Below are 26,219 nucleotides of genomic sequence, written 5' to 3'. Positions count from 1 at the left end.
GTCTTGCTCTCAATCTATGTGTTGTATGGGATATACAGGGCAAGCCCTTGCCAATAGTAAAGAAGAACTGCTGTCGCCAGCATCATAAGAGCAAAAGGCCATGCACCTTTCGCCACTTCTGATAGTTTCGCCCTCCCAACGGCTTGAATAATAAACAAATTCATTCCCACTGGAGGCGTGATCAGCGCAGTCTCGATCAAGACGACAAAAAAGATACCAAACCATATAGGGTCAATCGCCATACCACTAAGCGCTGGAAACAGCACCGGCACCATGATCAGTAGCATGCTGAGGGACTCAAGGAAGAACCCAACAATGAGCAGCACCAAACCAACGGCCAAAATGAATATAGTCGGGTCGGAGATGTTGGTAGTCAGTAGCGTTGAGATATCCTGAGGCAGGCGATACAGCGTGATGGCATAGGAGAAGACCTTGGCACCGGCAATAATGAGGAACACCATTGTGGTGGTCTTCATGGACTTGTAGGTGGCCTCTTTCATCTTTTCCCAGTTCATCCGGCCCAAAGCGAATGTGATTACCAGCGCTAAGACAAAGCCAACTCCTGCACTTTCCGAAGGAGTTGCAATACCCAAGTAAATTGAACCGATGAGAGAACCGGCCAGCAACATTGTCGGCAACGCCATCAAAGTAGCGCGTTTGCGTTCACTCCAACTTGCCTTTTCAATGGGCTGATACTTGCCGCTGAAGCGAGCATACAACATGCCGTAGGTGATGAAGACACTGGCAAGGAAAAGCCCCGGCCCGATACCGGCCAGAAACAATTTAGGGATCGAGCTTTCGGTAACGATGCCATATAGGATAAGCGGGATAGATGGTGGAATGAGAATGCCGAGCGTTCCACCTGCGGCCAGCATACCCAATACAAACGGGCGGTCATACCCGCGAGAGGTCATCTCAGGGATAGCAACGGTTGCGATGGTGGCAGCTGTGGCAACAGACGAGCCAGACACTGCCGAAAACAAACCGCAGGACAAGATCGTGGCAACGCCCAGACCACCTGGCCAGTGGCCAACCCAGCTTTGCACCGCTGCAAAGAGATCTTTCCCCACGCCGCCTTTCAAAAGTACGTTAGACATGAGCAAGAACATGGGCACAGCAAGCAATTCAAAGCTGTCCATAGTTCCGTATAAGCGTTGCGGGACGGCGTTGAGAGGCAAAGGGAAATACCAGAGCAAAAACACGCCTAGCGAACCAAGCGCGAAAGCCACCGGAACACGCAAAACAAGAAGCAGCAACAGGGCCGCGAGAACAAAGAATGCGGTCATCAGATGCCCCTAAACTTCATGTCGCAGCGTTTCATCTGCTGGGATTCCAACGGTCCAGATCTTTACCGCCTCGGCAATTGCCTGCAGCCCTAACAAACCAAATCCAAACCAGACAGAGGCCTGTGTAAACCACTTTGGAAGAGCCAAGTATGTATCTGTCGTGTGACCACGAAGCGTGGATTTAAGCCAAAGGCCATAGCCGTACCAAACAGCAGTCAGGCAAAACAAGATCACCACACAAATTGCAAAGGTTTCGACAACTTTGCGGATCGTGGTATCCGGTCTGCGGAAAGCAATGTCGATAACAATCATCTCACGGTGCTTAAGCGCGAAAGCCCCAGCAAGGTACGCTGCCCAAATTTGCCCAATACGAGAAACTTCGTCGACCCAGACAGTGGGGCTGTTGAACACGTAACGAGAAATGACCTCATACGTAATGAAGAAGCCAATTGCAAAGAACACCCACGCGGCAACCTTACCGGTGAATTCTGAGATACTATCGATGAGCTTAATCACAACAGCGTACCAAATATGTTTCCTGAGGGGTAGTTGCGCGTCTCATAGATTTAAAAGGGCAACCATCCTGTCGTGAAAGGGCATTAGGATAAGGAAAATGTGCCAATGGGCTCCCTTTTAGGGTTTCATAAACGCGGCCAGTGCGACGCAAGGATCAGGCGCAAACAGGGCGCCCGAGATTCCCTACATTTTTTTGGCAGCCTCGACAGCTTGTGCCCCAACAGGGCCAGCTGCTTCAACAAAACGGTCCTGAACAGAGGCGGTAGCTTCAACCCACTTTGCCCGTTCTTCATCGCTCAAACGAACGACGTTGATTTTGTCTTCAACGCTTGCAACCAATGCATCTTCGCCAGAATAGACTTCATTACGCAATTGCTTTTCAACCACAGCTGCAGCCTCAAGAATGATCTTCTGGTTTTCGGCAGAGAGCCCCTCGAAGAAATTATTGTTGATCACTGCAACGAGTTCGATTGCAGAGTCATAGGAGAGTGTCATGTTTTCCATGACTTCGTAGAGTTTCCGACTGATTACACCTGAGGTCCCCGTCATGCCGACATCAACAGCCCCTTGCTGGTAGGCAAGGAATTGCTTGGAAGCAGACATAAGTGTTGGGGCGCCGCCAAGAGCTTCGACTGTCCAGCCCGGCACTTTACCATAGGTACGAACTTTTTTACCCTTGATATCATCCGGAGTTTTGATCGGGTCGCCGTTGTTCAGGTAAATGTTACGGCCGTAAGCCTGCCACCACAAAACCCGAGCTCCGGTCTCTTCCAATATGGCATTGTCGAGAATTTCACGCATTGGGGACCCTTTTGCGACTGCTGCGCGCAAATGCGCTTCATCACGAAAGAAGAATGGTAGATTGACGATTTCAGCGGCTGGCACAGAGCCCGCAAAACGGCCCAAGACTGCGGAGCCTGCCTCAACAGCACCAGATCCAACTGCTTCAGGAACCTCCTTGTCGGTAAAAAGCTGTGCAGAGGGGAACAGCTGAAGGCTCAGGTCTCCATCTGACCTGTCTTCGATAATCTCCTTAAAGGCATTCCAATTTTTGCCAATGCTATGCGTTTCAGGCAACTGAAGAGTGACGCGTATTGTTTCCGCAGCCATCGCTGTTGTGCAAGAAAAAACAAGGGCAGCAGCTCCCGCCATTGATATAACCTTGGTCTTCATCGGTTCCTCTCCAAAAACTTGAACAGACCCATCCTTAGCTATTAAACGCTGTTTATACCGTAGTGGCGGCCATTATTATTAAGAAACTATAAGTAGACTCTCTAGATCTCTCACTTTCATTCTATCACGCCTTGCCTTCTTGCAGGTTAATCAATCGCAAGTAGTTAACGCTCATATGCTTCAATGTGTTTCTTTCCCAGAATGTATTTACTAACCTTGTCACTGCGGAACTGTTCTTAATAACAAGCGGTTCAAATGTGCTGATCATCGCGATTTTCAATGCGCTTAAGCTTCATTTTGAATGAGCAGTGGCCGTAAGGCGCATGTATTCATGCATCGCCAAGTCAGACTTCAAGTTATATCCACCAAAAACGTTTTGAGTAAAATTCGCGAACCAACAACAAAGATCTCGAAAGGGAAGAATAAGTCATAACAAGGTGAAGAGAGCTGTTCATAAGTACGTACCAATTATGTGCTAGGTCAGTTGGACAAGAGATGCCTCAGGAAGGATGATTTCGTGGACAAACTTATGGTACTGGGCGGTGACGGCTTTTGCGGTTGGCCTACAAGTCTTTTGTTTTCCAGCCTTGGTTATGATGTCATCATTGTTGATAATCTATCTCATCGCAAAATCGACATCGAGCTGGAAGTAAGCTCCCTCACTCCAATGCAACCGATCAGCAAACGTCTGGCGGCATGGAAAGAGCTGACAGGCAATACGATCCGTTTTGAAAACCTGACAGTTGGCCAAGACTATGATCGGTTTTTGCAATTGCTAAAGCACGAAAAGCCTGACGTGATCGTCCACTTTGCAGAACAGCGTGCAGCACCTTATTCCATGAAATCGTCATGGCATCGCCGGTATACCGTTTCTAATAATTTGAATGCCACCAATGATTTGCTCTCCGCAATCGTAGAGGCAGGCCTTGATACACATATTGTTCATTTAGGGACCATGGGTGTCTACGGTTACAGCACCGTAGGCTGCGAGATCCCCGAGGGTTATTTGAAGGTATTTCTTGATGTTGATGGGAAGATGCGCGAGCAGGAAATACTATACCCAACAAGTCCTGGCTCCATATATCATATGACTAAATCGCAGGATCAGCTGTTCTTCCAGTTCTATGCAAAAAACTACGAGCTCCGTATCACAGATCTCCATCAAGGCATTGTTTGGGGCACGCAAACTGAACAAACATCCATGGATGAGCGTCTGATCAACCGCTTTGATTATGATGGCGATTACGGAACCGTCTTAAACCGCTTCCTTATGCAAGGGGCCATTGGTTATCCATTGACGGTGTACGGCACAGGCGGGCAATCACGGGCATTCATTCACCTTCAAGATACGGTGCGCTGCATAAAGTTGGCTGTACAAAACCCTCCCGAACGCGGGGACCGCGTGAAGATCCTCAACCAAATGACTGAGGTTCACCGGGTGAGAGACCTCGCTGCAATGGTCTCCAGCATGACAAACGCAGATATCGCTTATCTGGATAACCCGCGTAAGGAAGCTGCTGAGAACGAGCTTATCGTTGCAAACCATCAACTACTGGAGATGGGGCTTAAACCAATCACTTTGAGCGATGGTCTCCTTGAGGAGGTGACGCAAATCGCCCGCAAATATGCGCATCGTTGCGACACAACCAAGATTCCCTGTGTGTCTTTGTGGTAGTCGACAGCGGAGCATGGCCAATGAAAATAGTGATCGTCTCTGATGCTTGGCATCCGCAAATAAACGGCGTTGTTCGTGTATTAGAAATTACTCGCCGCGAACTCACTGCCATGGGGCATGACGTCACCCTGATTACACCTGACCAATTCCCACAAATTCCTCTGCCAACCTACCCTGATATTAAACTTGCAGTGACGCCCAGTCGTAAGCTCGCCAGGAGGTTGCGAGAGCTTGAACCTGATGCACTACACATATTGACAGAAGGCCCACTTGGCTGGGCTGCACGAAAGTTCTGTCGGCGCTACAACTACCAATTCACAAGCTCATGGCTTTCCAAATATCCAGAGTACATAGCGATCCGGACCGGGCTTTCCACATCATGGCTCTATAAGGTGTTGGCGGCCTTCCATAATCAAGCTGCATACACCATGGTAACAACCTCCAATATGATGGAAACTGCAAAAGAAGTTGGCATACCTCGTGTTGTGTGTTGGCCGCGTGGCGTAGATCTCAGCAAGTTTAGACCAGTTGCGTCCGCTGAGTTCGAAGGTCTTCCCAAACCTATCATGCTGTATGTTGGCCGTATTGCGCCAGAGAAGAATCTTGCAGCGTTCTTGGATCTGGAATTGCCAGGCACAAAAATCCTGGTGGGTGATGGGCCAGACCTCTCAGCGCTTGCAAAACGCTACCCATCTGCTGTGTTCACAGGTTCAAAGGTGGGAGACGACCTTGTCAAAGCGTATTGCGGCGCAGATGTAATGGTATTCCCATCAAAAACAGACACGTTCGGTCTTGTAAACTTGGAAGCGATGGCCTGCGGCATTCCCGTTGCAGCTTTTCCCGTTACCGGCCCCAAAGATATCATCGGCACAGCTCCGGTCGGCGCGGTGGATGAAGACTTGTCAGAGGCAATCAAACGGGCTTTGCCAATGAAGGCAAAGGATTGCATTGCGCACGCTCAAACTTTCTCATGGGATCAGGCAACACAAAAGTTCTTGAAGAACCTCGTCGCGTTCTCAGCTGCCGCGCCATAATGAACAACGCGAAAAGGTCACATCATCATACGCTCATACAGGTCAAACATAATCCACAGTGAGCCACCGACCATCAGGAAGATCAGAACCCCGGCAAAGGCCATTGCAAGAATATTCTCGACGGGCGTTTTACTGTCTATCCCAAGGAAATAGTGAAGGTGTACCGCAACCTGAAAGAGTGCAGAGATTGCTATGATCCCGAACGTCAGTTCAACTGGAAACGCCAAGGTCCAGACGGCCGCAAAGGCAATGAGCGTGAGTGCCAAAGCAAGGACAAACCCAGTGACAAGCTTTCTCGTATTGGATGAGTGTGGCTGCATGTTTCCCTCCTAAATCAGCCAGGCCGGCATATAGACGATTGAAAATATGCCAATCCAGACGATGTCTAGAAAATGCCAGAACATGCCGAGGCGGTGGAGACGAGACTTGACTGGTGAAGTAAGTCCCTTGATCAGTATTTGAAAAATCATGACCGTAATTCCGATCATCCCAAGGCTGACATGCGCTCCGTGTGTGCCAACCAGTGAGAAAAATGCCGTTAGGAACCCGCTGGTTTGCGGTGCGGCTCCGGAATTTATCATTCCGACAAATTCAGCCACTTCCAGCGAGATAAAACCAAGGCCGAAGATGATCGTGACTATGAGCCAGATGATAGCCTGTCCTTTATGCTCCCTCACACAAGCCAATGAGGCAAAGCCGAACGTTACGCTTGAAACCAACAAAAACATAGTTTCAGCGAAGACATGTTTGATATCAAAAACCTCTACAGGCAATGGGCCTGTTGCTGTGTTTTGAAACATCACCACATAGGTTGCAAACAAAAGAGAAAAGATGACTGCATCAGTCATCAGATAGAGCCAGAAACCGAAGTCCCTGACATCTAAAGTCTCTTCGGTCGGTCCGGGTGACCTGGATGTCGTTGGTCTGTATGAGTTCATGACCAGAAGTCCCCCGGTGCTTGTTTGTGTTCCGCTAAGGCTTTGAAGCGGGCAGTCTCATGGGCCTCAATCTCTGCAGCAGGGATGATCTCAAAGGTATGGTCCTGCGAAGCTCGCACGATGAGGCAGGTGAGGATGCCAATAAAGCAGAGCGCGACGAGCCACCAGATGTACCAGGTGACAGCGAACCCAAGGAGAAAACCAAGTCCTCCGAGGAATACGCCAATGCCGGTATTGCGCGGCAGGTGGATATCCTCATAGGGCGCTTGAGGGGCATAAGCCACACCGCGCTGTTTCATATCCCAGAACGCATCCAACTCACGAACCTCGGGGATCTTGGCAAAGTTATACTCGGCAGGCGGTGACGAGGTTTGCCACTCCAAGGTGCGTCCGTTGTATGGGTCTCCGGTGACGTCCATGTTCTGTTCACGATCACGATCACGTATGCTGACGTAAAGCTGCATGCCCTGGCATATTATTCCCATCAAAACAAAAAGTGCACCAAGGGCCGCAACCATCAAATAAGGTTGCCATTCAGCCAGTTCATAACGCTCCATTCGGCGGGTCATTCCAAGGAAACCAAGGGCATAGAGCGGCATGAAGGCCACATAAAAGCCGATGATCCAGAACCAGAACGAGCGAACGCCCCACTTCTTATTCAACTTGAACCCAACTGCCTTTGGAAACCAATACTGGAAACCAGCGAAGTACCCAAACACCGCTCCCGGGATCAGCACATTGTGGAAGTGGGCCACGAGGAAGGTTGAGTTATGCATCAGAAAATCCGCGGGAGGGATCGCAAGAAGCACACCGGAAACACCTCCAATTACAAACGTAATCAGAAAACCGATCGTGAATAACATGGACGGATGAAAGATGATCCGACCCTTATACATCGTGAAAACCCAATCAAAGATTTTCACACCGGTCGGCACCGCGATAATCATCGTTGCCATGCCAAAGACAGCGTTTACGTTGGGACCTGAGCCCATGGTGAAGAAATGGTGCAGCCAGACCGAGAAGGACAAAATGGTAATAGCTGCGGTGGCATACACCAGTGATTTATATCCAAAAAGCCTTTTCTGAGAGAAGGTTGCGGTCACTTCTGAGTAAACGCCAAAGGCGGGTAGGATGAGGATGTAGACTTCTGGATGCCCCCAAATCCAGAACAGGTTCACGTAGTTCATCATGTTTCCACCAAGTGCGTTGGTGAAGAAATGGAACTCTAGAACTCGGTCCAAAGCAAGCATCGCTGTAACGACTGTGAGCGCTGGAAAAGCGAATGCCATCAAGGCACTAGTGCATAAAATGGTCCAAGTAAAAAGTGGCATTTGCATGAGGCGCATGGAGGGGGTACGGCATTTTATGATCGTGACGATAAAGTTTATCCCCGTCATCGTGCTGCCAATGCCGCTGATCAATACAGCCCAGACCCAGTAGTCAACACCCACGCCGGGGCTATACAGTGCACCGGAATAAGGCGGATAGCCGGTCCAGCCTGCCGTCGAGAATTTGCCGATCACCAGGGAAACCATCACCAGCGCTGCACCTGCGGCGGTGAGCCATAAGCTGATGGAGTTCATGAACGGAAAGGCCACATCGCGCGCGCCGATTTGCTGAGGGACCACGATGTTGACCAGGCCAGTCAGGAAGGGCATTGCCATGAAGAAAATCATGATCGTCCCGTGAGAGCTGAACACCTGATCGAAATGCTCGGGCGCAAGGTAGCCGTTATTGTTTAGCGCAATGGCCTGTTGTGCCCGCATCATGAGCGCATCAACGAAGCCGCGCACCAGCATAATCAGTGCCAGTACAATATACATGATGCCGATACGTTTATGGTCCAGCGACGTCAGCCATTCCTCCCAGAAATACCGCCACTTACCGAAATAAGTGACCAGCACAAACACGGCAAGGCCGCCAAGTACAGTGACAGAGGCGCCGCCAAAAGCCACGGGGCTGTAGAAGGGAAGGGAGTCAAAACCCAGTCGGCCTAGCATGGTTTATTCCCCTCGCAATTGGTCTGGGTGGGTGGCGGCGTGTGCCGTCGCAGTGTGGGGGCAGGCCGCCTGGCATACTTTTTCAAGACCTCCTCAAACAGGCCAGGTTTGACCCAGGAGAAGAACTCGACATCATGCTCGATACTTGGCTTGGCCAGTTCGTTGTAGGTGACCGTGGACAATGGTTTACTTTGGGCTTTGACGTTGGCAACCCAGTCCTCAAACTCTTGTGTTGTCATAGCCACCGCATCAAAAAACTGCATGGAATACCCATCACCGCTGTACTGTGTGTTGCGACCACGGAAGCGGCCCGGCTCGTTGGCTTGCAGATTCAGCTGTGTGGTCATGCCGGCCATGGCATAGATTTGTCCCCCTAATGCGGGAATGAGGAAGGAGTTCATGACCGTATCGGACGTCAGCTTCAAACTGATGGCTTTATCCGCGGGGAAGGCAAGTTCATTGACTGAGGCGATGCCAAGTTCCGGGTAGATAAAGAGCCATTTCCAATCTTGAGCAATCACCTGCACATTGATGGTGTTCTCCGGCGCCGCGATCTTTTTATATGGGTCCAACAGGTGAGAATAAGTCCACACCAGATAACCAAGCGCAATAATGATGACCGTTGGAATAGACCAGACAAAGACCTCGATCGTGCGGGACTTGCTCCATTCTGGCTTATATTCTCCGCTTCCCCCTTTGGCGCGGTACCGCCAGGCGAACCAGAACACCATTATGAAAACGGGAATAACCACGATCAGCATAATAAAGAACGCAGTGTAAAGCAGATCGCGCTCCATCAAGGCAATCGGGCCTTTAGGGTCAGCGATTGGAGAGGTTTGCAAGCTGCATCCCGCTACAACAAGCAGCAGACCCAGCAGACTTATTCCCCATATGAAAGCTCTTAAAAATAGATGTTTCATCGTTTTCCCGCGCAGGATTGGGTGACCTAACGGGGAGTATTCAAGAGGCAGGGGATTACAGAAGATTTAAGGGGAAGGTGAGACTACATGAGATCCAGTAGATTTCAGGAGGTAATTCTATGAGGGGAGCAACAAAGTGGTTACTATTTACTCCCCTATGCTTTGAAGTTTATCCTGAGATCTTTGCTGGTGTCTTAATTGTTTCCAACAGCTCTGCCATTTTTGTCTGTACAATCGTCATGGCTTTCAGCGGACGCAACATCACCTTAAAGTCGTCAATCAAGCCCTCTTCATTCCAATGGATCATATCAATCCCGTTGACGATAATACCGTCAATTTCGGTCTCGAACTCAAGCACAGCATTCTCTTCACAGTCCAAAATACGTATGTATTTGAAGCTCTTATTAACACCAAGCACCTGCGAGGCGCCATAAAGATACATGGTGGTGAGCTGCTGACCTTTTTGCGGTGTGTGCAACACCGGGCTATAAAACACGCAGTCCTGTGCGATTTGAGCAGACAACTTGGAAAGGTCCTTGCCTTCCTCCAGCATGTCCAGCCACGTTTGCAAATTCTTTGAATATTTGGTCGACATAAAACTTATCCTCCCCGGAGCTTGCCTTTGAACCTTCTGCGCTATCGCTAAAAGAGGCACAGCTTTGACAGTCAAACCCATATTAACGTATTGGTCAACCTAACAGGTTGAGGGTCAGACCATAGGGGAATAGCTGCATGGGCTGCCCTGTCCATTTACACCGCGCAGATGGCTTTGGCCCAACCACCACGCGCACCGCTATTCGCACTAAACCATTCAAAAACAAACGTATTTATCTGAAACGCTGCATTTTGCGTGGTTTTGCGCGATTTTGCGTTTTTTAAGGTTTCCTTGCGTTTTTCACCGCGGTTTTGTCAAAACACTCATATGACAAAACCAAGCAATATGCAGCCACCACCAAGAGCGCTGCGCACCGCTGAGAAAGAGTAACAAACACCCAAACTGGCAAGCTCCCCTATCTGCCATCACTCAGAGCGCACATCTTAGCAAGTGCGGCATCCCGTTTTGTGACCTTTGCTGCCGTTCGCGCAGATAGCTGACAGCTCGACTAGCACGCGGTTACAACCTCAAGTCGATCTCCTCGAACATACTGTTGATTCAAAAATCATCTGTTTGTTGAGACCAGAACAAACGCCTATGCGGACTAAGGGTGAATTCGCTGCACGTGTGCAATGACTGCTTTCCGTTAGGCTAAAATCAGACTGGGCTCGCCGATAAGCGACCCAATCCGGCTCTTTACGAATGGCCATCAGCCTGAGAAGAATATTCATTCAATAGATTTAGCCCAAGCGATGAAAGCATCTACATCCAGCTCAAGTTCGATTCCGCCGGTTTGTGTGATTCCTTTCTGATAGCAACAATTGCATTGGTTGCACGCATCAATAAGGCTGCCACCTCGACCCGAACCCGCACCATCGTTTCCACCGCTGGATATTGGGATCACCCTGTCCCAAGTCCCATCAGAGGTACATACTTGGCCATCTCGAACTGCGCCAGTGCTGTAACTTTGGTCAGCATGCAAACAATCAGCCCATGCGGGCGCTGAAAAAAAACAAAAAACAATGGCGGCAGCTACGAAGTCTTTAGAATTCATCTGAATCTCTCCTGATCAGTAAATATGAAGCAACAGTGCTGTGCAAAACCGAGTGCTTTCAACACTTGAATGCCCGCTGGTGATCTTTGCACAAACTTAAGCTTCCAACCAAGTTAGCAAATTTGGGCATGAGAGGAGCAACTGCCGACGCCAGCGCAAACTTCGGACATTCGTGGGCATCGCAGCATTGGTCGCTATGGGCTCAAGAACCCCAATGTGCTCTCACCACAATGAGCACGTGGATCTTATAGGCTTTATTAAGTTTCATTTTTCGAGAAAATTCTTTCAACTATAGATAGAACAGTGCGAACGGCTGGTCATGACCCGTAGGCCGGAAGTGGGTCGCTGATCGCTTGGGATTTTGCTTCGCAACGAATTGCGGCTTTGTTCCGCACTTGAGTCCAGAACGCTATCTACCCTAACAGGCAACTCAAGATCAATATGCGCTCATCATAAAGCGCACTGCGCACCGCTGCGAGGGGGTGATAACCGTCCTCAGAGCCGACTCTCTCATGGCAAAGCTAAATTCAGTATGAGCGCCAAAGCGGGAGAGCAGCTGATTACCCTGCTTCACAGGTGCAACGCACCTTTGTCGCCTAAAAGCGATTGTTCAAATGCCAATGTTTGCGGTGTGAGTTTATTTGTAAAGCTCATTGATTATACAGCTTAGCGGGCAAGATATATTGCTTGATGTTGAACTTCAATGGCCCGTGCAGAGGACGTGTTGATGCCTTTTTCCTTGCGGTTTTCTAAGGGTGATGTCAGGCCGCTTCGCGTTGGGCGCGCCCCCCTTATTGCAATCTGCGTGCTCATCCTTGGAATAAGCGGTTTCGCGTCATCACTAGCCAATGCATCAGAGCAGGGCCAGTCCGTTGCACGTGCAAACGGTGCTCAGGTCAACTATCTGAAAAAGCTGATTGAAAGCCACGAAAACATGATCTGGATGGGGCATATTATTCCAGATACGGATTCACTTGCAGGAAGCATGCTTGCAGCATACCTGCATGGTGGTCGCTCTGGAGTTCCAAGCCCGCTCAATCCTGAGTCTCGTTTTGTTATCGACAAGTGTGATGCAGATGAACCCAGTGTCGTCGATGACTTTTCTAACATGACAGTGGGATTGGTGGACTTTAACCAAAGCACACAGCTGCCCGCAGGAATTTCGACAGGCAACATTCTTGCAATCATTGATCATCACGCAATCGGAGGCTCGCCGCTCAACATCGCCGATGTGATCAGCATCGAGATCAGGCCCTGGGGTTCCACGGCAACAATTCTTGCAGATCAGGCCGAACTGCTAGGTGTAAAACTACCCAAGACCTTGGCTTGCGTTGGCATGGCGGCAATTTTATCCGATACAGTCAACCTGACATCGCCCACCACCACAGAATACGACAAAATCTATGTTCAAAAGCTCGCCCAACAAGCTGGCATTGATGATGTTGACGCCTTTGCAAACAGCATGCTTTTGGCAAAATCAGACCTCAGCGGATTGTCTGCGACAGATATTGTTTTGCTTGACTACAAGGACTTTGAGTTCGCGGGCCAAAAGGTCGGGATTGGCGTGGCTGAAACACTCACCGCTGACGAGTTGATCACGCGGCGCTATCAGTTGAAATCAGCGATCGAAGCACAAAAAAAGGCAAGCGGGATCGATCATCTGATCTTTGCAATCGTCGACACGCGTGACCAAAAATCCTATATTCTGTGGGGAGATGCAAAGGACGAAAAGCTCGCCCTCTCTGCCTTCGGTGGTACTGTTAAAGACGATATGGTTGTTACAGATGGCACAATCTCTCGCAAAAGCCAGATCGGCCCAGCCATCCAGAAAGCAGTTGAAGCGGAAGCTGCCAAATAAGGCCTTTGCTGGCATTCAAAGGCGGCAGAGTTGTGTAATAGTTCGCTGTTGCAGCCTGGTGCGATCGGGTCGAATAGCCATCTTGTTGCGAGAAGGCAAAACCGGCGCATTCAGGAAAGCAACGCTTTCTCACACTGGAAACATGTTGCTATGTCTGCGCTTAAAGTAAGCTTGAAGAAAACTATTGCGAGCAGTGTCAGGTTAAATTTACAGCACCATCGTATCTACTCGGTCAGTGAGTCCGTGAAGATTCACTGACCGAGTTCACCATTTTAGGGCTTGAAGGTGCGTCCCGCAAATTTGCCAACTGCTCGCTTTAAGCCTAACGTTGAACGTACGTTGCTGATCAACGCATCTCGAACAGCTCCTGATGAAAACTATCAGCTCTAAGACCGCCCTCTGTCAGGTGGGTTTTGAGTGTCCGACCCATTTGGTGCGGTCCACAAAACCAAAGGCTACCTTGCTTCCACTCCGGAACCAGATGCTTCAGCTTTTCAGCAGAAAAGCCTGTTCCGTTACTATCAATAATGAGGTGAAGGTCGATATTGGCAGCCTTAGCATCCGCCCGCAGCTCTTCTTCCATTTCAGGCGTAATGGCCGAAGTAACATGGAACAGATCAATAATCTGGGAAGAGCCTGTCACTGCCAGCTGTTTCATCCGAGCCATAAACGGTGTAATACCAACGCCCGCACTGACCCAGATCTGCCGGCTTTTACTATCCCCAAAGGTAAAGTTGCCATACGGTCCTTCAATCTCGACTTCCCCACCCTCTTTCAATTTATGCGGCAGAGCAGAGGTGTAGTCGCCCAGCTCCTTTATCAGCAACCTAATGCTCTGGTTATCAGCATTCCAATGAGAGGCGATAGTATACGGATGCTGGCCTTCTTCTTTATCGAAGCTAACAAAGGCGAATTGTCCGGCATCGTGGCCCTTCCAATCCTTGTCAACTTTGACTGAAACCGACAGCGTTTTCATGCTTGGCTGGTATGTCAGGGCGGTAATCTTACCCTTGGTCCGATTGGATTGACCATGCCTTCGAGTGAGTATCAAGACAGCAGAAACAGTACCACCTACCAGAAGTGCGGCCATAACAACACCGAGCGGATGCAACCAAAGATCAAAGGGGAACAAAACGATAGAGTGAAAAACCAGAACCAGATAGCAGACGCCCAGAACCGTATGGGTTTGAAGAAACCGCTTGTAGGGAAAGTTTTTTACAAGCGCTAGAACCATCAAAACTAAGGCGATGTAAAAAGCGTACTCACCGACGAACTCTGCAAGGCCCCTCTGATTAAGCAGGGTTTCTTGAATAACCTCCAAAGCAGATTGAACAGATTGCTCGCTAATTCCGGGTGGGACGCGACTGCGATCTGGTGCTTCCAACACGCCCCAATCCACCATCCATTTCGGCAATGTGACGATAAGCCAATGGGATACGGAGACACTAAGGGCGGTAATACCAAGCCACTTGTGCAGCCGATAGCTTTTGTCCATGCCATTGAGCCATCCCTCAAACCACTTGGAACGAGTGGCCAGGATCATGGCGACCGACATTGCCCCCATCGCCAGAATGCCCGTGTAACTTGTAAGTGCAGTCCGGATTGGGAAAACACTAAAGCTCTCGGGGTAGGCTGCGGATTGGGAAAACCATAGAACAGTCAATCCTGCCAATAAGCTCCACAATGAAATTCGAATTGTCGTCATAGGTTCTGCCTTGATGTTTTTCTAAGCCCAAACAGGCCTTGTTTGACAGTTTACAAACGCACTCGCGCCGATACTGATTGATCGGGCAAAAATACTGCAGACATGGAACTTAGAGAAGGCTCAGCTAGCATCGATTATGCATTAACAAGTCGCAAAACATGCTTATGAGACAGTTTGTTACCTTTTATTGGACAGAGATAAAATCTTGGGTGGGCGATAGTTAAGGTGCGGCTCCTGATCGTATTAAGTAAGCGCTGGTTGAGCCCGACCTAACGGTGCTGGATTTGTTGTTTTATCATGCGTGTCGTTTTATCTGCATGGGCTTTGATGCTGGCTGTAAAGGCACTTTGGAAAGCTATGACGGGCAGCACTGCTTCAGGCCCGCGGCGGCTTTAAGCCCGTTTATAGGATGGGCTTTATGCTTTATTCGCACGTTCCGGCTTATGCTTTCCCAGTGAAGTGGGTCGTCGGGTTGCTCATCGCACACTGTGTTCTCAGGTTACGTGGCAGAAGTTTTCTTCTGTCGCGCCCCTTGAGAAGTCGAGGGGGGGGAATAGTTAAGTCCGCTTTCGGAAGGATGGTCGATGACACAAAGAGTTGGCCTTGTCATGCAAGGCGGAGGAGCTCTGGGCGCTTACGAAGTAGGTGCTTTGACCCGCATTTTTCAGGCGGGCTACACCCCGCAGATCATCGCCGGTACATCCGTCGGCGCATTAAATGCGGCTGTCATTGCGGCCCCTAAACTAGGTGATCCGATTGAGACGCTTCATGCGCTTTGGGAGCATCTAGGCCACTCCCCGGGATTCATATGGCATTCCAGCCAGCGGTTTTTCCGCGCCTGTCTTGGCCACCCCCGTTTGTTCAAACTGCACCCCTTTTTCGTGCTCTCTGCGACGCGGCCCAGCATTTACGACATCACACCTGCTTTGGAGACGATGGAGCAGTTTATCGACTTTGATCGGCTCAATCATCCTGACGCACCGCTTGTGGTGATCACCGCAACTAATGTTGCTACAGGGCAGATCGAGCGTTTTTCGAACCGCGACCACTGCCTTACAGCCAAACACATTATGGCAAGCGGCAGTATTCCGCCGGGGTTCCCGCCGATCGAGCTGGATGGCAATTATTACTGGGATGGCGGCCTTTATGACAACACGCCGGTTCGCTCCCTGTTACGCATTCTGGATGAACATCAGATAGCATATATGCCGATCTTTTTGATTGAGCTATTTCGCCCAAAAGGGATTATTCCCAGCACCGTCGATGAAGCAATCCTGCGCATGACCGAACTCGTATTTGAAGACAAATTCTGGCACATGCTGGATGGCGATAAAAGCGCTCAGCATTACGCTAAGATGCTTTGGGATCTGGACCAACAGGTTCCGGAGGACTCCCCCATTCGTGATTGCGAGCACTACCAGTCCCTCATGAAAATGCGGGCTCTTTCCCATATTTTCACGGTGGAAGCAGAGCACAATGCGCTCACCGGCATCGTGGATTTTGAGCCTGGCACTATCAGAACCCGTATCGAGACCGGCTATCTGGCAGCTGATGAAGCGCTTATCAGATACGCTGATCGTCTCGAAGCCATCAACATTGCAACCTGCGAGGGTCACTTAACACAGGCAATCCACTCAAAGCATATGCCCCACCCAGAAAAGACGCCTAACCGATGATAGAGGTAGATGAGTGCAAATACGACAGCGGCGCCTATGAGAACGAATGGTTCATGACCGCTGACGGCCTGAGGCTCAATTACAGGGTCTATGGTCAACCCACGCACAAAGCCCCCGCCATTATCGCTGTGCCCGGCCTGACACGATGTGTCCGCGACCTTGACCCCATGGCAGCGGAACTGGGCAAGCGCTTTCGGGTCTATACGTTAAACTTACGGGGCAGGGACCTGTCTGACTACGACCCAGACTACAGGAACTACAAGACCAGCGTCTATATTGATGATATCTATGCGTTCTGGAGATTTACGGGTGAAGAGCGCGTTGTGCTGCTTGGCTCTTCACTGGGCGCGCTGCTGGCCATGCTCATGGTGCAAGACCACCCTGATATGCTCGCCGGTACTGTGCTGAATGATCTGGGCGCAACGATTGAACTTGTCGGTATGGCGCGCATTCTCTCCTATGTAGGACGCCTAACTGATGAGCCCGATCTTGCAATAGTGATCTGCACCTTAAAGCAGCACTTAGGCAGCCAATTTGTAGATTTGCCAGAGGCCAAGTGGGAGCGCATGGCGCTTGCGATGTTCGGCCTCAACAAAGGCAAATGGCACAACCGATACGACGATAACCTTGGTGTCGCATTGCTGCGCAATAAAGAGTGGCCGCGCGACCTGTGGGCTGCTCACAAACAAGCCGCATACCTGAACCTCCCCATCCTTTCCCTGCGCGGTGCCCTGTCCGATGTAACCTCGGTCAATACCGTTCGCCTCATGATGCAGATGGCCCCCAACATGAGGGCGGCGGATATTCCTCAACGAGGTCATTGCCCGATTCTGGATGAGCCTCAAAGCCTTGAAGCCCTCACTGGTTACATGAACCAGTTTGAGAACCGTGCCTAGGCCGCACAGAAGTGGAGACAGGTATGACCCGTAAATATCTGATTCTGCTAAACATGATCGGCATTGTTGCGCTGGTTATGATCGATCAGAGCGTCATGGGCATCATCCTGCCTCCCTTACAACGCACTTACGAATTTGACCCTATCCATATGCAATGGGCGATCAACGCCTACCTTGTTGCACTGGCCGCCATGCTTATGTGTGGTGGCTGGCTCGGCGATCAGCTTGGCTACTTTGCGTCACTGCGTATCGGCGTCGCACTTTTTGCAGTGGCTTCGCTGTTTTGCGCCTATGCACCAAGCGGCGACATATTCATCATCTCTCGTGTGTTTCAGGGCGCTGGTGCAGCTTTAATGCAACCAGCAGCGACTGCCATTATCTTTTCCGCCTTTCCAAAGGAAGAGCGCGGCAAGGCCCTGGCACACTATGGCAGTGCAGGCCTGCTGTTTTTGGCAACTGCCCCACTGATTGGCGGTGCGCTGGTTCAATATTCTTCGTGGCGGGCGATCTTTCTGATCAACATACCGATTGCAATCACCGTGCTTGTCCTATCCTATTTCGTGGGCGAGCGCGTAACCAAAAAGGAAAGTGTCTCCTTTGACCTGAAAGGCGCAGCGCTCTTCATCGTCGCTCTTGTCGTTTTTACAGTCTCAATCCAATTCTTCGGCGATGATCGCCTTCACCCTATCGACGCACTCGTATCTGCAGGTGTATTGTTAGTGATCTGCTGGATGCTCTATGCACGCAGGCATAAGGTTGCCCACCCCTTCATCCAGTTTTCACTGTTTAAGAACAAGACCTATCTTGGCTGCTGCATCCTACTGTTTTGCATACCGTTTGCCTTGCTGGCGCAGTTGATCTTCGGTTCTATATTCCTGCTTAATGTTATCGAACTCACACCAATCCAAACCGGTCTTTCGATCCTGCCAATCGTCGTGACGATAACTATTTTTGCCCAGATCGGAGGCAGGTTGGTTGGGAAAGTCGCTTTCCGAAACCTAGCCTTTGGCGGCAGTATGGCCATGGCAACGGGCTTTGTTTTGCAGGCGCTTGTGGTTAAATACCATAATCTTTGGATGCTCTTTCCGGGAATGATTGTAATGGGCGTTGGGTTGGGCTTTTTGTTCAGCACGGTCTCTACCGAGGCACTCACCCATATCTCGCTGTTTGCGCGCGCGCGTGCGACGGCACTTTTGCAAACCTTCCGTCAGGTGGGCGGCCTTTTTGGCGTTGTCTGTATCGGGTCTCTCATTAATTGGCGTGAAAAGACAATGATTTCTGAGGCCGCCGCACATCTGAAGATCGATGACAAAGAGCGTGAATGGCTTCAAATTATGCTTTTCCGCTCTGCAAGTGACCAGCCTATCGCTATCGCTGTGTTACATGAACGCTGGCCTGAGGGCCTATTGGCGCTCAAATCCATCAGCAGCAGCGCGTTGTCCTCCGGCTATTATCTCGCCGCCTTTGTTTTACTCTCTGCCGCATTGGTTTCACTATGGATGTTCAAGGTCCATACCAAGGCCGAAACCAACGATGCATCTGACCCTTCCACCGAGGAAACAGAGCCCCCCTAGGCGTTACAGACATATTGGTTACAACCTGACATCTTGACGCCATAATCATTACCTAGCACTTTTACAAAGGGCTTTAAGCAAAACGGGTTTCACATGCACCTTCGGATACTTGGGGCTTTAGCAGGAGTTTTTGCTCTTGGGGCCTGCGATCAGGCAGCGCCTTTACAAACATCTGCGCCTCGGGATCAGGTGATTACAGCGCTGGACGAACAGGCCAGAGCCATCCACCTGGAAAACCCGAGCACATCCCTCAGTGTGGCTGTGGTGCGGGGCGGGCAGGTGGAGTTTATTCGCTTATATGACAGGACCGCAACGGGGCAGACGGTTTCTGGCGCGCAAGAGCCCATCTTTGAAGCAGCCTCCTTGGGCAAGCCGGTCTTTGCCTACCTTATTTTGAAGATGGTTGAGCTAGAGATCCTCAGTCTGGAGCGTCCGCTCTATCAATATGCACCTGATCTGTTTGATGATACTGACCCGCGTGTGCAAGACATAAGCGCCCGTATGCTGCTTTCTCACAGTGCTGGCTTTAAGGGCAACGCTGCCAAGGCGCAAAAAGCGCTGCGGTTTGACCCAGGCACCAGCTTTTCCTACTCCGGTTATGGCTATGGCATGCTGCAAAAGGTTTTGGAACGACGCACTGGCCTTTCGCTGGAAACGCTGGCCCGCATTCACGTGTTCGAACCGTTCAATATGCCCTCCACCAGCTTCCAGTGGCAAACAGCTTACGACTATCGCATCCGCCTTGGTTATGACAGTGACGGCAACCCCATAGGCGAGAAACGAAAGCCGGTCTCCGGCAGCGCAGCGTGGAGCTTGCATACAACGGCGGGAGACTACGCTCATTTTCTTGCAGCGATGCTGGATGAAACCCACGAACCAGCACTTAAACAGATGATGATAAAGGCTGACACAAAAATCACCGGCGCGATTGCGTGGTCATTAGGTTGGGGCTTGCAGGCCAGTGAGCCAAGTCCGTCAATCTGGCACTGGGGCAGCAACCCCGGATACCGCTCCTATGCCGTTGGCTACCCAAAAGAAGACATCGGCATCGTTGTCCTTTCCAACAACGAAAAACTATTTGAGCAAATAGAACCCCTCATCATCAACACCATTGGCGGCAACCTCCCCTCCTACCACTGGTTCTAACTCCACATGCCACGCGATCCACAAAGCAACCGGAGGGCGCGCAGAGTGGGTGTTGTGGCGTGTGAGAGGCAACCAATAACAGGCGATCAATAACGCGGTGGGACAGAAGCGGACCTTACACGAAGGTCTATCAAGGGTTGAGGCAGCCTATCCGAAATCATATAGCAACGTGCCGGAGGCAAGTAGATCCATTGCCCTTTACATTTCCACTTAAAATCGGGTCGGTCTAAGTTCGCTGCATAATATAAGCAGGCCCTCTTAACGAACAGAATCAAACTTTGCAGAAAAGCGAGACAACATATGTCACTTAAACCAGTATTCAATGTTGATGTTACAGATCGTCTACATGAACTCGTTATTTTCAACCTTTAGGTTCTCTTTGAGAAATTTGATAAATGATGAAATTCTCAGAGATGTCGCAGAGTTTTTATAGTAAATAGCATGAATGGGTTGATCAATTTTCAGCGAAGACTCTTTGAACAGTTCGACCAAGCTGCCGCTTTCTCTATCTCGATATGTCATAAAATCAGATAAACATGCAATCCCAGCACCACTTAGCGCTAGATGCCGAATTACCTCACCATTGTCTGCTCGTAAGCTACTCGTTGCTCTGAAGATTTTGTCGTTTTCATCTATAATTGGCCAATTTTTTAATACTTCAGGTTTACTGAATCCCAACAGTCTATGATTGGAAAGATCTTTGATACAACTTGGTGTACCAAACTCTTTTAAATAATCGGGACTGGCAACAATACGTATTCTGCTGTTGCCAATAAATACCGCTCTCAATGTAGAGTCTTTCAATTGACCAATACGAATAGCTATATCGGTGTGTTTCCCTACTAAATCAATATTTTCTTCGTTTGTCGTAAGCTCGATTTCAACGTCAGGATAGAGGGCCCGATAACGAGAAATACAAGGAGCCAGCCCATGAAGGATGAAAGGCGTTGCTGTATTGATGCGTAAGAGGCCTGAAGGCGTATCTTTCTGGATTCTCAATTGCTGTTCAGTTAGTTCGACCTCTTCAAGTATCTTCCTAACTTTTTTTAAGTAAATGCTTCCCTCCGATGTGACGCTTAGTTTGCGTGTGGTGCGGCTTAACAAGGTGGTTTCGAGTTTGGCTTCTAACCTCGAAATGGTACGGCTCACCGCTGCAGGTGTGAGGGAGAGAATTTCTGACGCCCCTCGTATGCTTCCTGTATCCACTACAGTAACTAGGGCTTTCATCTCATCTAAGGTCGACTTCATTCGTTACTCTGTGTCAATTCAAAATTGATTAATGTTAACTTTACAGAATTTATACTGCCGCGTAAAGTTTGTATCACCAGTTAACAATAATAAAAATTTTGGAGACATCATGAACGTACCTCCTTTTGGTGTAGGCACTTTTCGCTTAGAGGGCGAAGTGGTTAAAAGCTCAGTATTAAACGCGTTAGAAGTTGGATATCGCGCAATTGATACTGCTCAAATCTATGGTAACGAGTCGAGCATTGGGGAAGTATTAGCTGAATCAGACTTACCTAGAGAAGAGTTGTTTCTCACAACCAAAATCTGGGTAGATAATCTGTCCAAGGCTGAACTGATCCCTAGCCTCAAAGAGAGTTTAAAAAAATTAAACACAGACTATGTGGACTTAACGTTAATTCACTGGCCTGGTACAAACGAGAATGTTGAAGAGTATATGCATGCATTGCTTGAGGCAAAGTCTTTAGGGCTAACCAAGCAAATTGGTGTCTCAAACTTCAACATCGAGTTGTTAAACAAAGCTTTTGATGCGGTAGGTAAGGAAAATATTGCTACCAACCAAATTGAACTAAGTCCATACTTGCAAAACCAAAAACTGGTTTCATTTATGCGAGAAAACGGCATTCAAGTAACCTCTTATATGACGCTAGCCTATGGCGAAGTTTTAAAAGATCCTTTGATCATTGATATCGCAAGCAAGTATAAAGCAACGCCTGCACAAATTGTCCTAGCATGGGCAATATCAAAAGAGTTCGCCGTAATTCCGTCTTCAACCAAACGCGAGAATCTAACAAGTAACCTTGAAGCTCAGAGGGTCCATTTATCTAGCGAAGATATTGGCTTGATTGATGGTCTTGAGAGTAACGCGCGTAAAGTGAGCCCAGATGGTCTTGCGCCAAAGTGGGATGATTAAAATGAGCAAGGTTTTAATCATCAATGGAAGTAAGAAGTTCGCTCATTCGGATGGATCTCTCAATAATAGCTTGGCAACACTGGCTGAAAGCTACTTAACCGAGTTGAACCATGATGTTAAAGTTACTGAGATCGATAAGACCTACGACATAGAGACTGAAATCGAAAAATGGTTATGGTCGGATGTCGTGATTCATCAGAATCCGGCCTGGTGGATGGGACCGCCATGGATCGTAAAAAAGTATATTGATGAGGTGTTTACCGTTGGCCATGGTCGTTTGTATCAAAGCGACGGGAGAACCAGGAGTGATGCCGAAAAAAAATACGGTTCAGGTGGCTTAATCCAGGGCAAAAGGTATATGTTTTCGGTTACGTGGAATGCTCCGCAACAGGCATTTACTGATCCTTCTCAGTTTTTTGAAGGGGCTGGTGTTGACGGTGTTTACTTGCCATTTCACAAAGCACATCAGTTTTTGGGAATGTCTCCGATCAAAACCTTTATGTCTAATGACGTTATGAAAAATCCTCAGATAGAGGTCGATTTTGAAAGATATAAGGCACACTTGAAGGAACTAATTTAGATTGAGCTAACACACCGACACACGCAATCTTTCTCTTGACTATCCCACTTGGGGGAAGATTGCTCTTAGACAGCATAGCCTATCAACCCTCTTATGTGTCGAGAGGGTTGATGCTTTTTATGGCCCTGTTGCAAAGGTTTATTCGAGCATTGAAACTTAGAATATCATTTAATTTACAATGACTTTAGCAATAGCACCGGATATTTCATTGCGCCCAGACGAGCAAGCGTTATGGCTTTAACCTAGACTTGAATGAAATCCACCTGCAGTCGAAAAATACTTATAGCCTGAGTTCTTCCGCGCAAAGCTCCAATGTCTGCTTTGGTCAAACAGCACAATTCAGCGCCTACAAGAGCGTGCGTTCCAATTATGTATATCAGCTCTCTCTCATCGCGTGGGCGATTTGGTCCATTACGGGTTTGACGAGGTACGATAGGACAGAGCGGTTTTCTGTTGTGATGAAGGCCTCAACGGGCATGCCCGGGATAAGGGTTTTGCCCTCCAGACGCTCCAGTTCCTCCTCTGCAATCGACAGTTCCGCCAGATAATATGGGTTTCCTGTTCTTGGGTCGTACACAAGATCGGGCGAAATTGTTTTGAGCCGTGCTTTCAACTCTGGCGTTGTGCGCCTGTCAAAAGCGGGCAAGCGGATGGTGGCGTCCTGATCAGGATTGATCTGGTCCACATCCACCGGCTTGATTTTCGCTTCCACGATGAGCTGGTCTTCTTGCGGCACGATCTTCAGTACCACATCGCCCCCCATGATCACCCCGCCAATGGTGTGAACCGCCAGATCAAAAACCTTGCCGTCTTGCGGGGCGCGAATTTGTGTGCGGCGCAACTCATCCTTTGCAGCAATGCGGCGCTCTTCGAGCTCAGCAATGTGTGCCCGTGCTTGCCCAAGCTCATCCAGATTTGCGGAGCGCAGCTCCTCGTCCGTCTGCAGGATCATAAGCCTGCGTTCGCTGATGGCCTCTTGTGTTCGGGCAATGTCTGCAATAATGGCACCCAGTTCACCTTCCAGTGCGCTGCGTTCGCGCTGAAATGCCATCACCCGAGAGGCGGTCACCAGCTTCTTCTTGCGCAAGGATTCCAAGCCAGCCAATTCAGCATCAATCAACTCCACTTCAACCTGCTTGGCCTGTTGCTGGCGCATCATCCCGACAATTTGCTTTTCAAACTGCCCGATCTGCGCCTTCAACTGCTCTTTCTTGCTTAAATGGTTTTTTTGACGAGCTTCCAACATGTTGCGCTGAGTGCTTTGAACACTCAGTTGGTTCGCACTTGGGCCTTGGGATGCTCCGTTCTGTTTAAACTGAATATCCCCATCGCCCCGGATCTCGGCAAGCAGCCGTGCCTCGCGGGCATACAGCTCATCCAACTGGTGGGTTAAAACAGCAAGATTGGCGCGCGTCAGCGTATCATCCAGCTTCAGCACCAGATCTCCAGCTTTCACCGGGTCCCCGTTCCTGACCAAAATCTGTTCAATGATCCCGCCATCGCGATGTTGAACCGACTTGGTGCTGGTCTCCACCACAATCCTTGCAGGCGCAACAACTGCACCGGAAATCTCACTGATGACCGACCAGCTGCCAGCACCCAGCACCAAAACTACGGCAAGATAGCCCGCAACGCGTAAATGACGGCCAATACTTGCGCTGATATCGTAGGGTCCGCGCTCTTTCTTAACCATTGAGCACAACCTCCTGTGGTTTGCAAAGAGGGGCGATCACCTGTTTCATGATCGTGTCTTTGGGGCCTAAAGCTTCGGCGCATCCATCATTCATAACCAAAACCTGAGAAACGGCTGACGTGGCTGCAGGACGGTGCGCGACCACGATTACAATTGACCCGCGCTCACGCATATTGTGGATCGCATTGGTTAGCGCTGCTTCGCCCTCAGCATCCAGGTTGGAGTTCGGTTCATCCAGCACGATCAGGAAGGGGTTGCCATACAGCGCCCGCGCCAGTGCTATACGCTGCCGCTGACCACCGGACAGGCCGTAACCGGTCGCTCCAATATGGGTATTATAACCCTCCGGCAAACTCACAATCAGCTCATGCACATCGGCAAGACGTGCTGCCTCTATCAACTTGTCAGTGGTTGCCTCTGGCTTGAAGCGTTGGATATTTTCAGCGATGGTTCCGTCAAAAAGTTGAATATCTTGAGGTAGGTAGCCGATAAAGTCACCGCGCTCAGAGGCACTCCACTGGCTAAGCTGCGCGCCGTCAAAGCGGATGGAGCCTTTGATTGGGTCGGTAACGCCAACCATTGCTCTGGCCAGTGTTGACTTGCCAGAACCAGAGTGTCCGATGATCCCCAGGCCATCGCCCGCCTTCAGGTCCAGCGAAACATTTTTAACAAAGGACTCACGTGCTGCAACCGGGCCGCAGGACAAGGCATCAACCGTCAGCGCTGCGTCGGGGTAGGGGATGGATATCTGCTCTTTGGGTGCGCCTTGTGTTTCAAAAGTTCTGGTAAGGCGCGCAATGCCCACTCTGGCGGCAACAAAGCCGCGCCAATTCACGATCGCCATTTCAACAGGAGCCAAAGCACGCGCAGTCATGATGGAGGACGCAATCATCACTCCGGCTGAGACTTCCTGCTTGATCACCAACCATGCCCCAAGGCCCAAAATAGCAGACTGCAGCATGAAGCGCAGGGTCTTAATCATGGTGGTGAAAGTGTTGGAGCGATCAAAGGCAGCGCGCTGGCGGCCAAGATAGACTTGGTTATTGGTCTCCCAGCGCGTACGCAGGTTGTCAATCATCCCCATCGCCTCAATGCTTTCTGCATTGCGCCGACAAGTTTCAACAAGTGTGGTGCGCTTGTTTGCTTCAACTGCGGTGTTTGCTGCTGGACGACGAGAAGACAACTCGTTCAGCGCAATTAAAACACAAATGAGCAATGCGCCGCACAAGGCAGCGCTTCCTAAAAGCGGGTGAAACAGGAATACGATACCAAGATACAATGGCATCCAAGGCATATCAAAAATAGCTGATGGACCAGAGCCGGATAAAAACTGACGGATGGCGTCCAGATCACTCACGGGCCTGGAGCGTTCACCCTCAGAGCCCATAACCAGCGGGATACGGGTGGATGCCCCAAAAGCAAGACCGGAAAGTTGTTCGTCCACGCGCTGTCCAACACGCAAGAGAACCCGGTTTCTCAAGCCTTCAAGAATTCCATAAAACACATAAAGGACAGCCACAAAAAGGCTGAGAACAACGAGGGTTGGAACGGAGCTGCTGGACAATACACGATCATAAACCTGCAGCATAAACAATGGGCCTGTGAGCATAAGCAGGTTGATTAACATGCTGATACCACCGATGCCCCAAAACACGCGGTAAAGATTGCGAAAGGCGTTGGAGATATAGGATGGACGTTCTTGTGACAGCTTACCCAAAGGACCCTCCAGCTTCTTGTTCCTG

At 49.7% G+C, this 26,219-nt stretch carries 22 protein-coding genes; 9 read left to right on the top strand and 13 right to left on the bottom strand.

What is annotated here, in order from left to right; genetic code table 11:
- Window positions 1–14 precede the first annotated feature (14 nt).
- The 3 genes from BMZ51_RS19425 to BMZ51_RS19415 all read right to left on the bottom strand — a co-directional run bounded on the left by BMZ51_RS19425 (window position 15) and on the right by BMZ51_RS19415 (window position 2,975).
- Window positions 15–1,286 carry a TRAP transporter large permease gene (locus BMZ51_RS19425; protein ID WP_068009172.1) on the bottom strand — a complete coding sequence of 424 codons (1,272 nt, stop codon included), beginning with the start codon at window positions 1,284–1,286 and terminating at the stop codon, window positions 15–17.
- Between the two features lie 9 nt (window positions 1,287–1,295).
- Window positions 1,296–1,802 carry a TRAP transporter small permease gene (locus BMZ51_RS19420; protein WP_068009170.1) on the bottom strand — a complete coding sequence of 169 codons (507 nt, stop codon included), beginning with the start codon at window positions 1,800–1,802 and terminating at the stop codon, window positions 1,296–1,298.
- Window positions 1,803–1,985: 183 nt separating this feature from the next.
- Window positions 1,986–2,975 (bottom strand): TRAP transporter substrate-binding protein, encoded by a 990-nt coding sequence (locus tag BMZ51_RS19415; RefSeq protein WP_068009166.1) that lies wholly within the window; start codon window positions 2,973–2,975, stop codon window positions 1,986–1,988.
- Between the two features lie 529 nt (window positions 2,976–3,504).
- Here BMZ51_RS19415 and BMZ51_RS19410 point away from each other — a divergent pair.
- Together BMZ51_RS19410 and BMZ51_RS19405 are read left to right on the top strand one after the other, a co-directional pair.
- Entirely contained in the window at window positions 3,505–4,650 is a 1,146-nt protein-coding gene (locus tag BMZ51_RS19410; RefSeq protein ID WP_068009163.1) for an NAD-dependent epimerase/dehydratase family protein, read from the top strand.
- A 20-nt stretch (window positions 4,651–4,670) separates the two neighbouring features.
- On the top strand, window positions 4,671–5,684 hold the full coding sequence (locus tag BMZ51_RS19405; RefSeq protein ID WP_068009160.1) for a glycosyltransferase family 4 protein: 1,014 nt from the start codon (window positions 4,671–4,673) through the stop codon (window positions 5,682–5,684).
- Between the two features lie 17 nt (window positions 5,685–5,701).
- Here the strand turns inward: BMZ51_RS19405 and BMZ51_RS19400 are convergent, their stop codons facing one another.
- The 6 genes from BMZ51_RS19400 to BMZ51_RS19375 form a co-directional block, all read right to left on the bottom strand.
- Entirely contained in the window at window positions 5,702–6,004 is a 303-nt protein-coding gene (locus BMZ51_RS19400) for a cytochrome o ubiquinol oxidase subunit IV (RefSeq protein ID WP_068009156.1), read from the bottom strand.
- 9 nt (window positions 6,005–6,013) lie between these two features.
- The gene (locus tag BMZ51_RS19395; RefSeq protein WP_068009153.1) at window positions 6,014–6,622 is read right to left on the bottom strand and encodes a cytochrome (ubi)quinol oxidase subunit III; all 609 of its coding nucleotides are present in this window, start codon (window positions 6,620–6,622) and stop codon (window positions 6,014–6,016) included.
- Window positions 6,619–8,622, bottom strand: coding sequence for a cytochrome o ubiquinol oxidase subunit I (gene cyoB / locus BMZ51_RS19390; RefSeq protein ID WP_068009149.1), 2,004 nt, complete (start codon window positions 8,620–8,622; stop codon window positions 6,619–6,621). The genes BMZ51_RS19395 and cyoB overlap by 4 nt, the downstream gene beginning before the upstream one ends.
- On the bottom strand, window positions 8,616–9,542 hold the full coding sequence (cyoA, locus tag BMZ51_RS19385) for a ubiquinol oxidase subunit II (protein ID WP_082825689.1): 927 nt from the start codon (window positions 9,540–9,542) through the stop codon (window positions 8,616–8,618). The genes cyoB and cyoA overlap by 7 nt, the downstream gene beginning before the upstream one ends.
- Window positions 9,543–9,711: 169 nt before the next feature.
- On the bottom strand, window positions 9,712–10,137 hold the full coding sequence (locus tag BMZ51_RS19380) for a hypothetical protein (protein WP_068009146.1): 426 nt from the start codon (window positions 10,135–10,137) through the stop codon (window positions 9,712–9,714).
- 727 nt (window positions 10,138–10,864) lie between these two features.
- On the bottom strand, window positions 10,865–11,191 hold the full coding sequence (locus BMZ51_RS19375) for a hypothetical protein (RefSeq protein ID WP_068009144.1): 327 nt from the start codon (window positions 11,189–11,191) through the stop codon (window positions 10,865–10,867).
- 727 nt (window positions 11,192–11,918) lie between these two features.
- On the opposite strand from BMZ51_RS19375, the gene BMZ51_RS19370 reads away from it, so the two are divergent.
- Entirely contained in the window at window positions 11,919–13,049 is a 1,131-nt protein-coding gene (locus tag BMZ51_RS19370) for a manganese-dependent inorganic pyrophosphatase (RefSeq protein ID WP_203416220.1), read from the top strand.
- Window positions 13,050–13,395: 346 nt separating this feature from the next.
- Here the strand turns inward: BMZ51_RS19370 and BMZ51_RS19365 are convergent, their stop codons facing one another.
- On the bottom strand, window positions 13,396–14,754 hold the full coding sequence (locus tag BMZ51_RS19365; RefSeq protein ID WP_074882251.1) for a ferredoxin reductase family protein: 1,359 nt from the start codon (window positions 14,752–14,754) through the stop codon (window positions 13,396–13,398).
- A 584-nt stretch (window positions 14,755–15,338) separates the two neighbouring features.
- On the opposite strand from BMZ51_RS19365, the gene BMZ51_RS19360 reads away from it, so the two are divergent.
- From BMZ51_RS19360 to BMZ51_RS19345, 4 genes are all read left to right on the top strand, one after another.
- Complete coding sequence (locus tag BMZ51_RS19360; protein WP_068009138.1) at window positions 15,339–16,430, top strand: patatin-like phospholipase family protein; 1,092 nt, start codon at window positions 15,339–15,341, stop codon at window positions 16,428–16,430.
- Window positions 16,427–17,326 carry an alpha/beta fold hydrolase gene (locus tag BMZ51_RS19355; RefSeq protein WP_068009135.1) on the top strand — a complete coding sequence of 300 codons (900 nt, stop codon included), beginning with the start codon at window positions 16,427–16,429 and terminating at the stop codon, window positions 17,324–17,326. Before BMZ51_RS19360 ends, BMZ51_RS19355 begins: the two co-directional genes overlap by 4 nt.
- Window positions 17,327–17,349: 23 nt before the next feature.
- A complete protein-coding gene (locus BMZ51_RS19350) occupies window positions 17,350–18,900 on the top strand; it encodes an MFS transporter (protein WP_068009132.1) in 1,551 nt (516 codons plus the stop codon).
- A 93-nt stretch (window positions 18,901–18,993) separates the two neighbouring features.
- A complete protein-coding gene (locus tag BMZ51_RS19345; protein WP_068009128.1) occupies window positions 18,994–20,046 on the top strand; it encodes a serine hydrolase domain-containing protein in 1,053 nt (350 codons plus the stop codon).
- A gap of 342 nt (window positions 20,047–20,388) precedes the next feature.
- On the opposite strand, the gene BMZ51_RS19340 is transcribed toward BMZ51_RS19345, so the two are convergent.
- A complete protein-coding gene (locus BMZ51_RS19340) occupies window positions 20,389–21,294 on the bottom strand; it encodes a LysR family transcriptional regulator (protein WP_068009125.1) in 906 nt (301 codons plus the stop codon).
- A gap of 109 nt (window positions 21,295–21,403) precedes the next feature.
- On the opposite strand from BMZ51_RS19340, the gene dkgB reads away from it, so the two are divergent.
- Together dkgB and BMZ51_RS19330 are read left to right on the top strand one after the other, a co-directional pair.
- Window positions 21,404–22,204 carry a 2,5-didehydrogluconate reductase DkgB gene (gene dkgB, locus BMZ51_RS19335; protein WP_068009122.1) on the top strand — a complete coding sequence of 267 codons (801 nt, stop codon included), beginning with the start codon at window positions 21,404–21,406 and terminating at the stop codon, window positions 22,202–22,204.
- A gap of 1 nt (window position 22,205) precedes the next feature.
- Complete coding sequence (locus BMZ51_RS19330; RefSeq protein ID WP_068009306.1) at window positions 22,206–22,784, top strand: NAD(P)H-dependent oxidoreductase; 579 nt, start codon at window positions 22,206–22,208, stop codon at window positions 22,782–22,784.
- A 376-nt stretch (window positions 22,785–23,160) separates the two neighbouring features.
- Here the strand turns inward: BMZ51_RS19330 and BMZ51_RS19325 are convergent, their stop codons facing one another.
- Both BMZ51_RS19325 and BMZ51_RS19320 read right to left on the bottom strand, forming a co-directional pair.
- The gene (locus tag BMZ51_RS19325) at window positions 23,161–24,477 is read right to left on the bottom strand and encodes an HlyD family type I secretion periplasmic adaptor subunit (RefSeq protein ID WP_068009119.1); all 1,317 of its coding nucleotides are present in this window, start codon (window positions 24,475–24,477) and stop codon (window positions 23,161–23,163) included.
- Window positions 24,470–26,194, bottom strand: coding sequence for a type I secretion system permease/ATPase (locus BMZ51_RS19320; RefSeq protein ID WP_068009303.1), 1,725 nt, complete (start codon window positions 26,192–26,194; stop codon window positions 24,470–24,472). Before BMZ51_RS19320 ends, BMZ51_RS19325 begins: the two co-directional genes overlap by 8 nt.
- Between the last annotated feature and the right edge of the window lie 25 nt (window positions 26,195–26,219).

The organism is Pseudovibrio axinellae (assembly GCF_900110875.1).
Lineage (GTDB): Bacteria > Pseudomonadota > Alphaproteobacteria > Rhizobiales > Stappiaceae > Pseudovibrio > Pseudovibrio axinellae.
This window is presented reverse-complemented; position numbering and strand designations above follow the sequence as displayed.

Bases quoted from the DNA above. Each gene is read 5' to 3' on its own strand.
- BMZ51_RS19410 (WP_068009163.1), top strand. From the start codon at position 3,505: ATGGTACTGGGCGGTGACGGCTTTTGCGGTTGGCCTACAAGTCTTTTG.
- BMZ51_RS19370 (WP_203416220.1), top strand. From the start codon at position 11,919: ATGCCTTTTTCCTTGCGGTTTTCTAAGGGTGATGTCAGGCCGCTTCGC.
- BMZ51_RS19405 (WP_068009160.1), top strand. From the start codon at position 4,671: ATGAAAATAGTGATCGTCTCTGATGCTTGGCATCCGCAAATAAACGGC.
- BMZ51_RS19360 (WP_068009138.1), top strand. From the start codon at position 15,339: ATGACACAAAGAGTTGGCCTTGTCATGCAAGGCGGAGGAGCTCTGGGC.
- BMZ51_RS19340 (WP_068009125.1), bottom strand. From the start codon at position 21,294: ATGAAGTCGACCTTAGATGAGATGAAAGCCCTAGTTACTGTAGTGGAT.
- BMZ51_RS19425 (WP_068009172.1), bottom strand. From the start codon at position 1,286: ATGACCGCATTCTTTGTTCTCGCGGCCCTGTTGCTGCTTCTTGTTTTG.
- BMZ51_RS19350 (WP_068009132.1), top strand. From the start codon at position 17,350: ATGACCCGTAAATATCTGATTCTGCTAAACATGATCGGCATTGTTGCG.
- BMZ51_RS19365 (WP_074882251.1), bottom strand. From the start codon at position 14,754: ATGACGACAATTCGAATTTCATTGTGGAGCTTATTGGCAGGATTGACT.
- BMZ51_RS19375 (WP_068009144.1), bottom strand. From the start codon at position 11,191: ATGAATTCTAAAGACTTCGTAGCTGCCGCCATTGTTTTTTGTTTTTTT.
- BMZ51_RS19330 (WP_068009306.1), top strand. From the start codon at position 22,206: ATGAGCAAGGTTTTAATCATCAATGGAAGTAAGAAGTTCGCTCATTCG.
- cyoB (WP_068009149.1), bottom strand. From the start codon at position 8,622: ATGCTAGGCCGACTGGGTTTTGACTCCCTTCCCTTCTACAGCCCCGTG.
- BMZ51_RS19345 (WP_068009128.1), top strand. From the start codon at position 18,994: ATGCACCTTCGGATACTTGGGGCTTTAGCAGGAGTTTTTGCTCTTGGG.
- BMZ51_RS19380 (WP_068009146.1), bottom strand. From the start codon at position 10,137: ATGTCGACCAAATATTCAAAGAATTTGCAAACGTGGCTGGACATGCTG.
- BMZ51_RS19415 (WP_068009166.1), bottom strand. From the start codon at position 2,975: ATGAAGACCAAGGTTATATCAATGGCGGGAGCTGCTGCCCTTGTTTTT.
- dkgB (WP_068009122.1), top strand. From the start codon at position 21,404: ATGAACGTACCTCCTTTTGGTGTAGGCACTTTTCGCTTAGAGGGCGAA.
- BMZ51_RS19395 (WP_068009153.1), bottom strand. From the start codon at position 6,622: ATGAACTCATACAGACCAACGACATCCAGGTCACCCGGACCGACCGAA.
- BMZ51_RS19325 (WP_068009119.1), bottom strand. From the start codon at position 24,477: ATGGTTAAGAAAGAGCGCGGACCCTACGATATCAGCGCAAGTATTGGC.
- BMZ51_RS19355 (WP_068009135.1), top strand. From the start codon at position 16,427: ATGATAGAGGTAGATGAGTGCAAATACGACAGCGGCGCCTATGAGAAC.
- cyoA (WP_082825689.1), bottom strand. From the start codon at position 9,542: ATGAAACATCTATTTTTAAGAGCTTTCATATGGGGAATAAGTCTGCTG.
- BMZ51_RS19400 (WP_068009156.1), bottom strand. From the start codon at position 6,004: ATGCAGCCACACTCATCCAATACGAGAAAGCTTGTCACTGGGTTTGTC.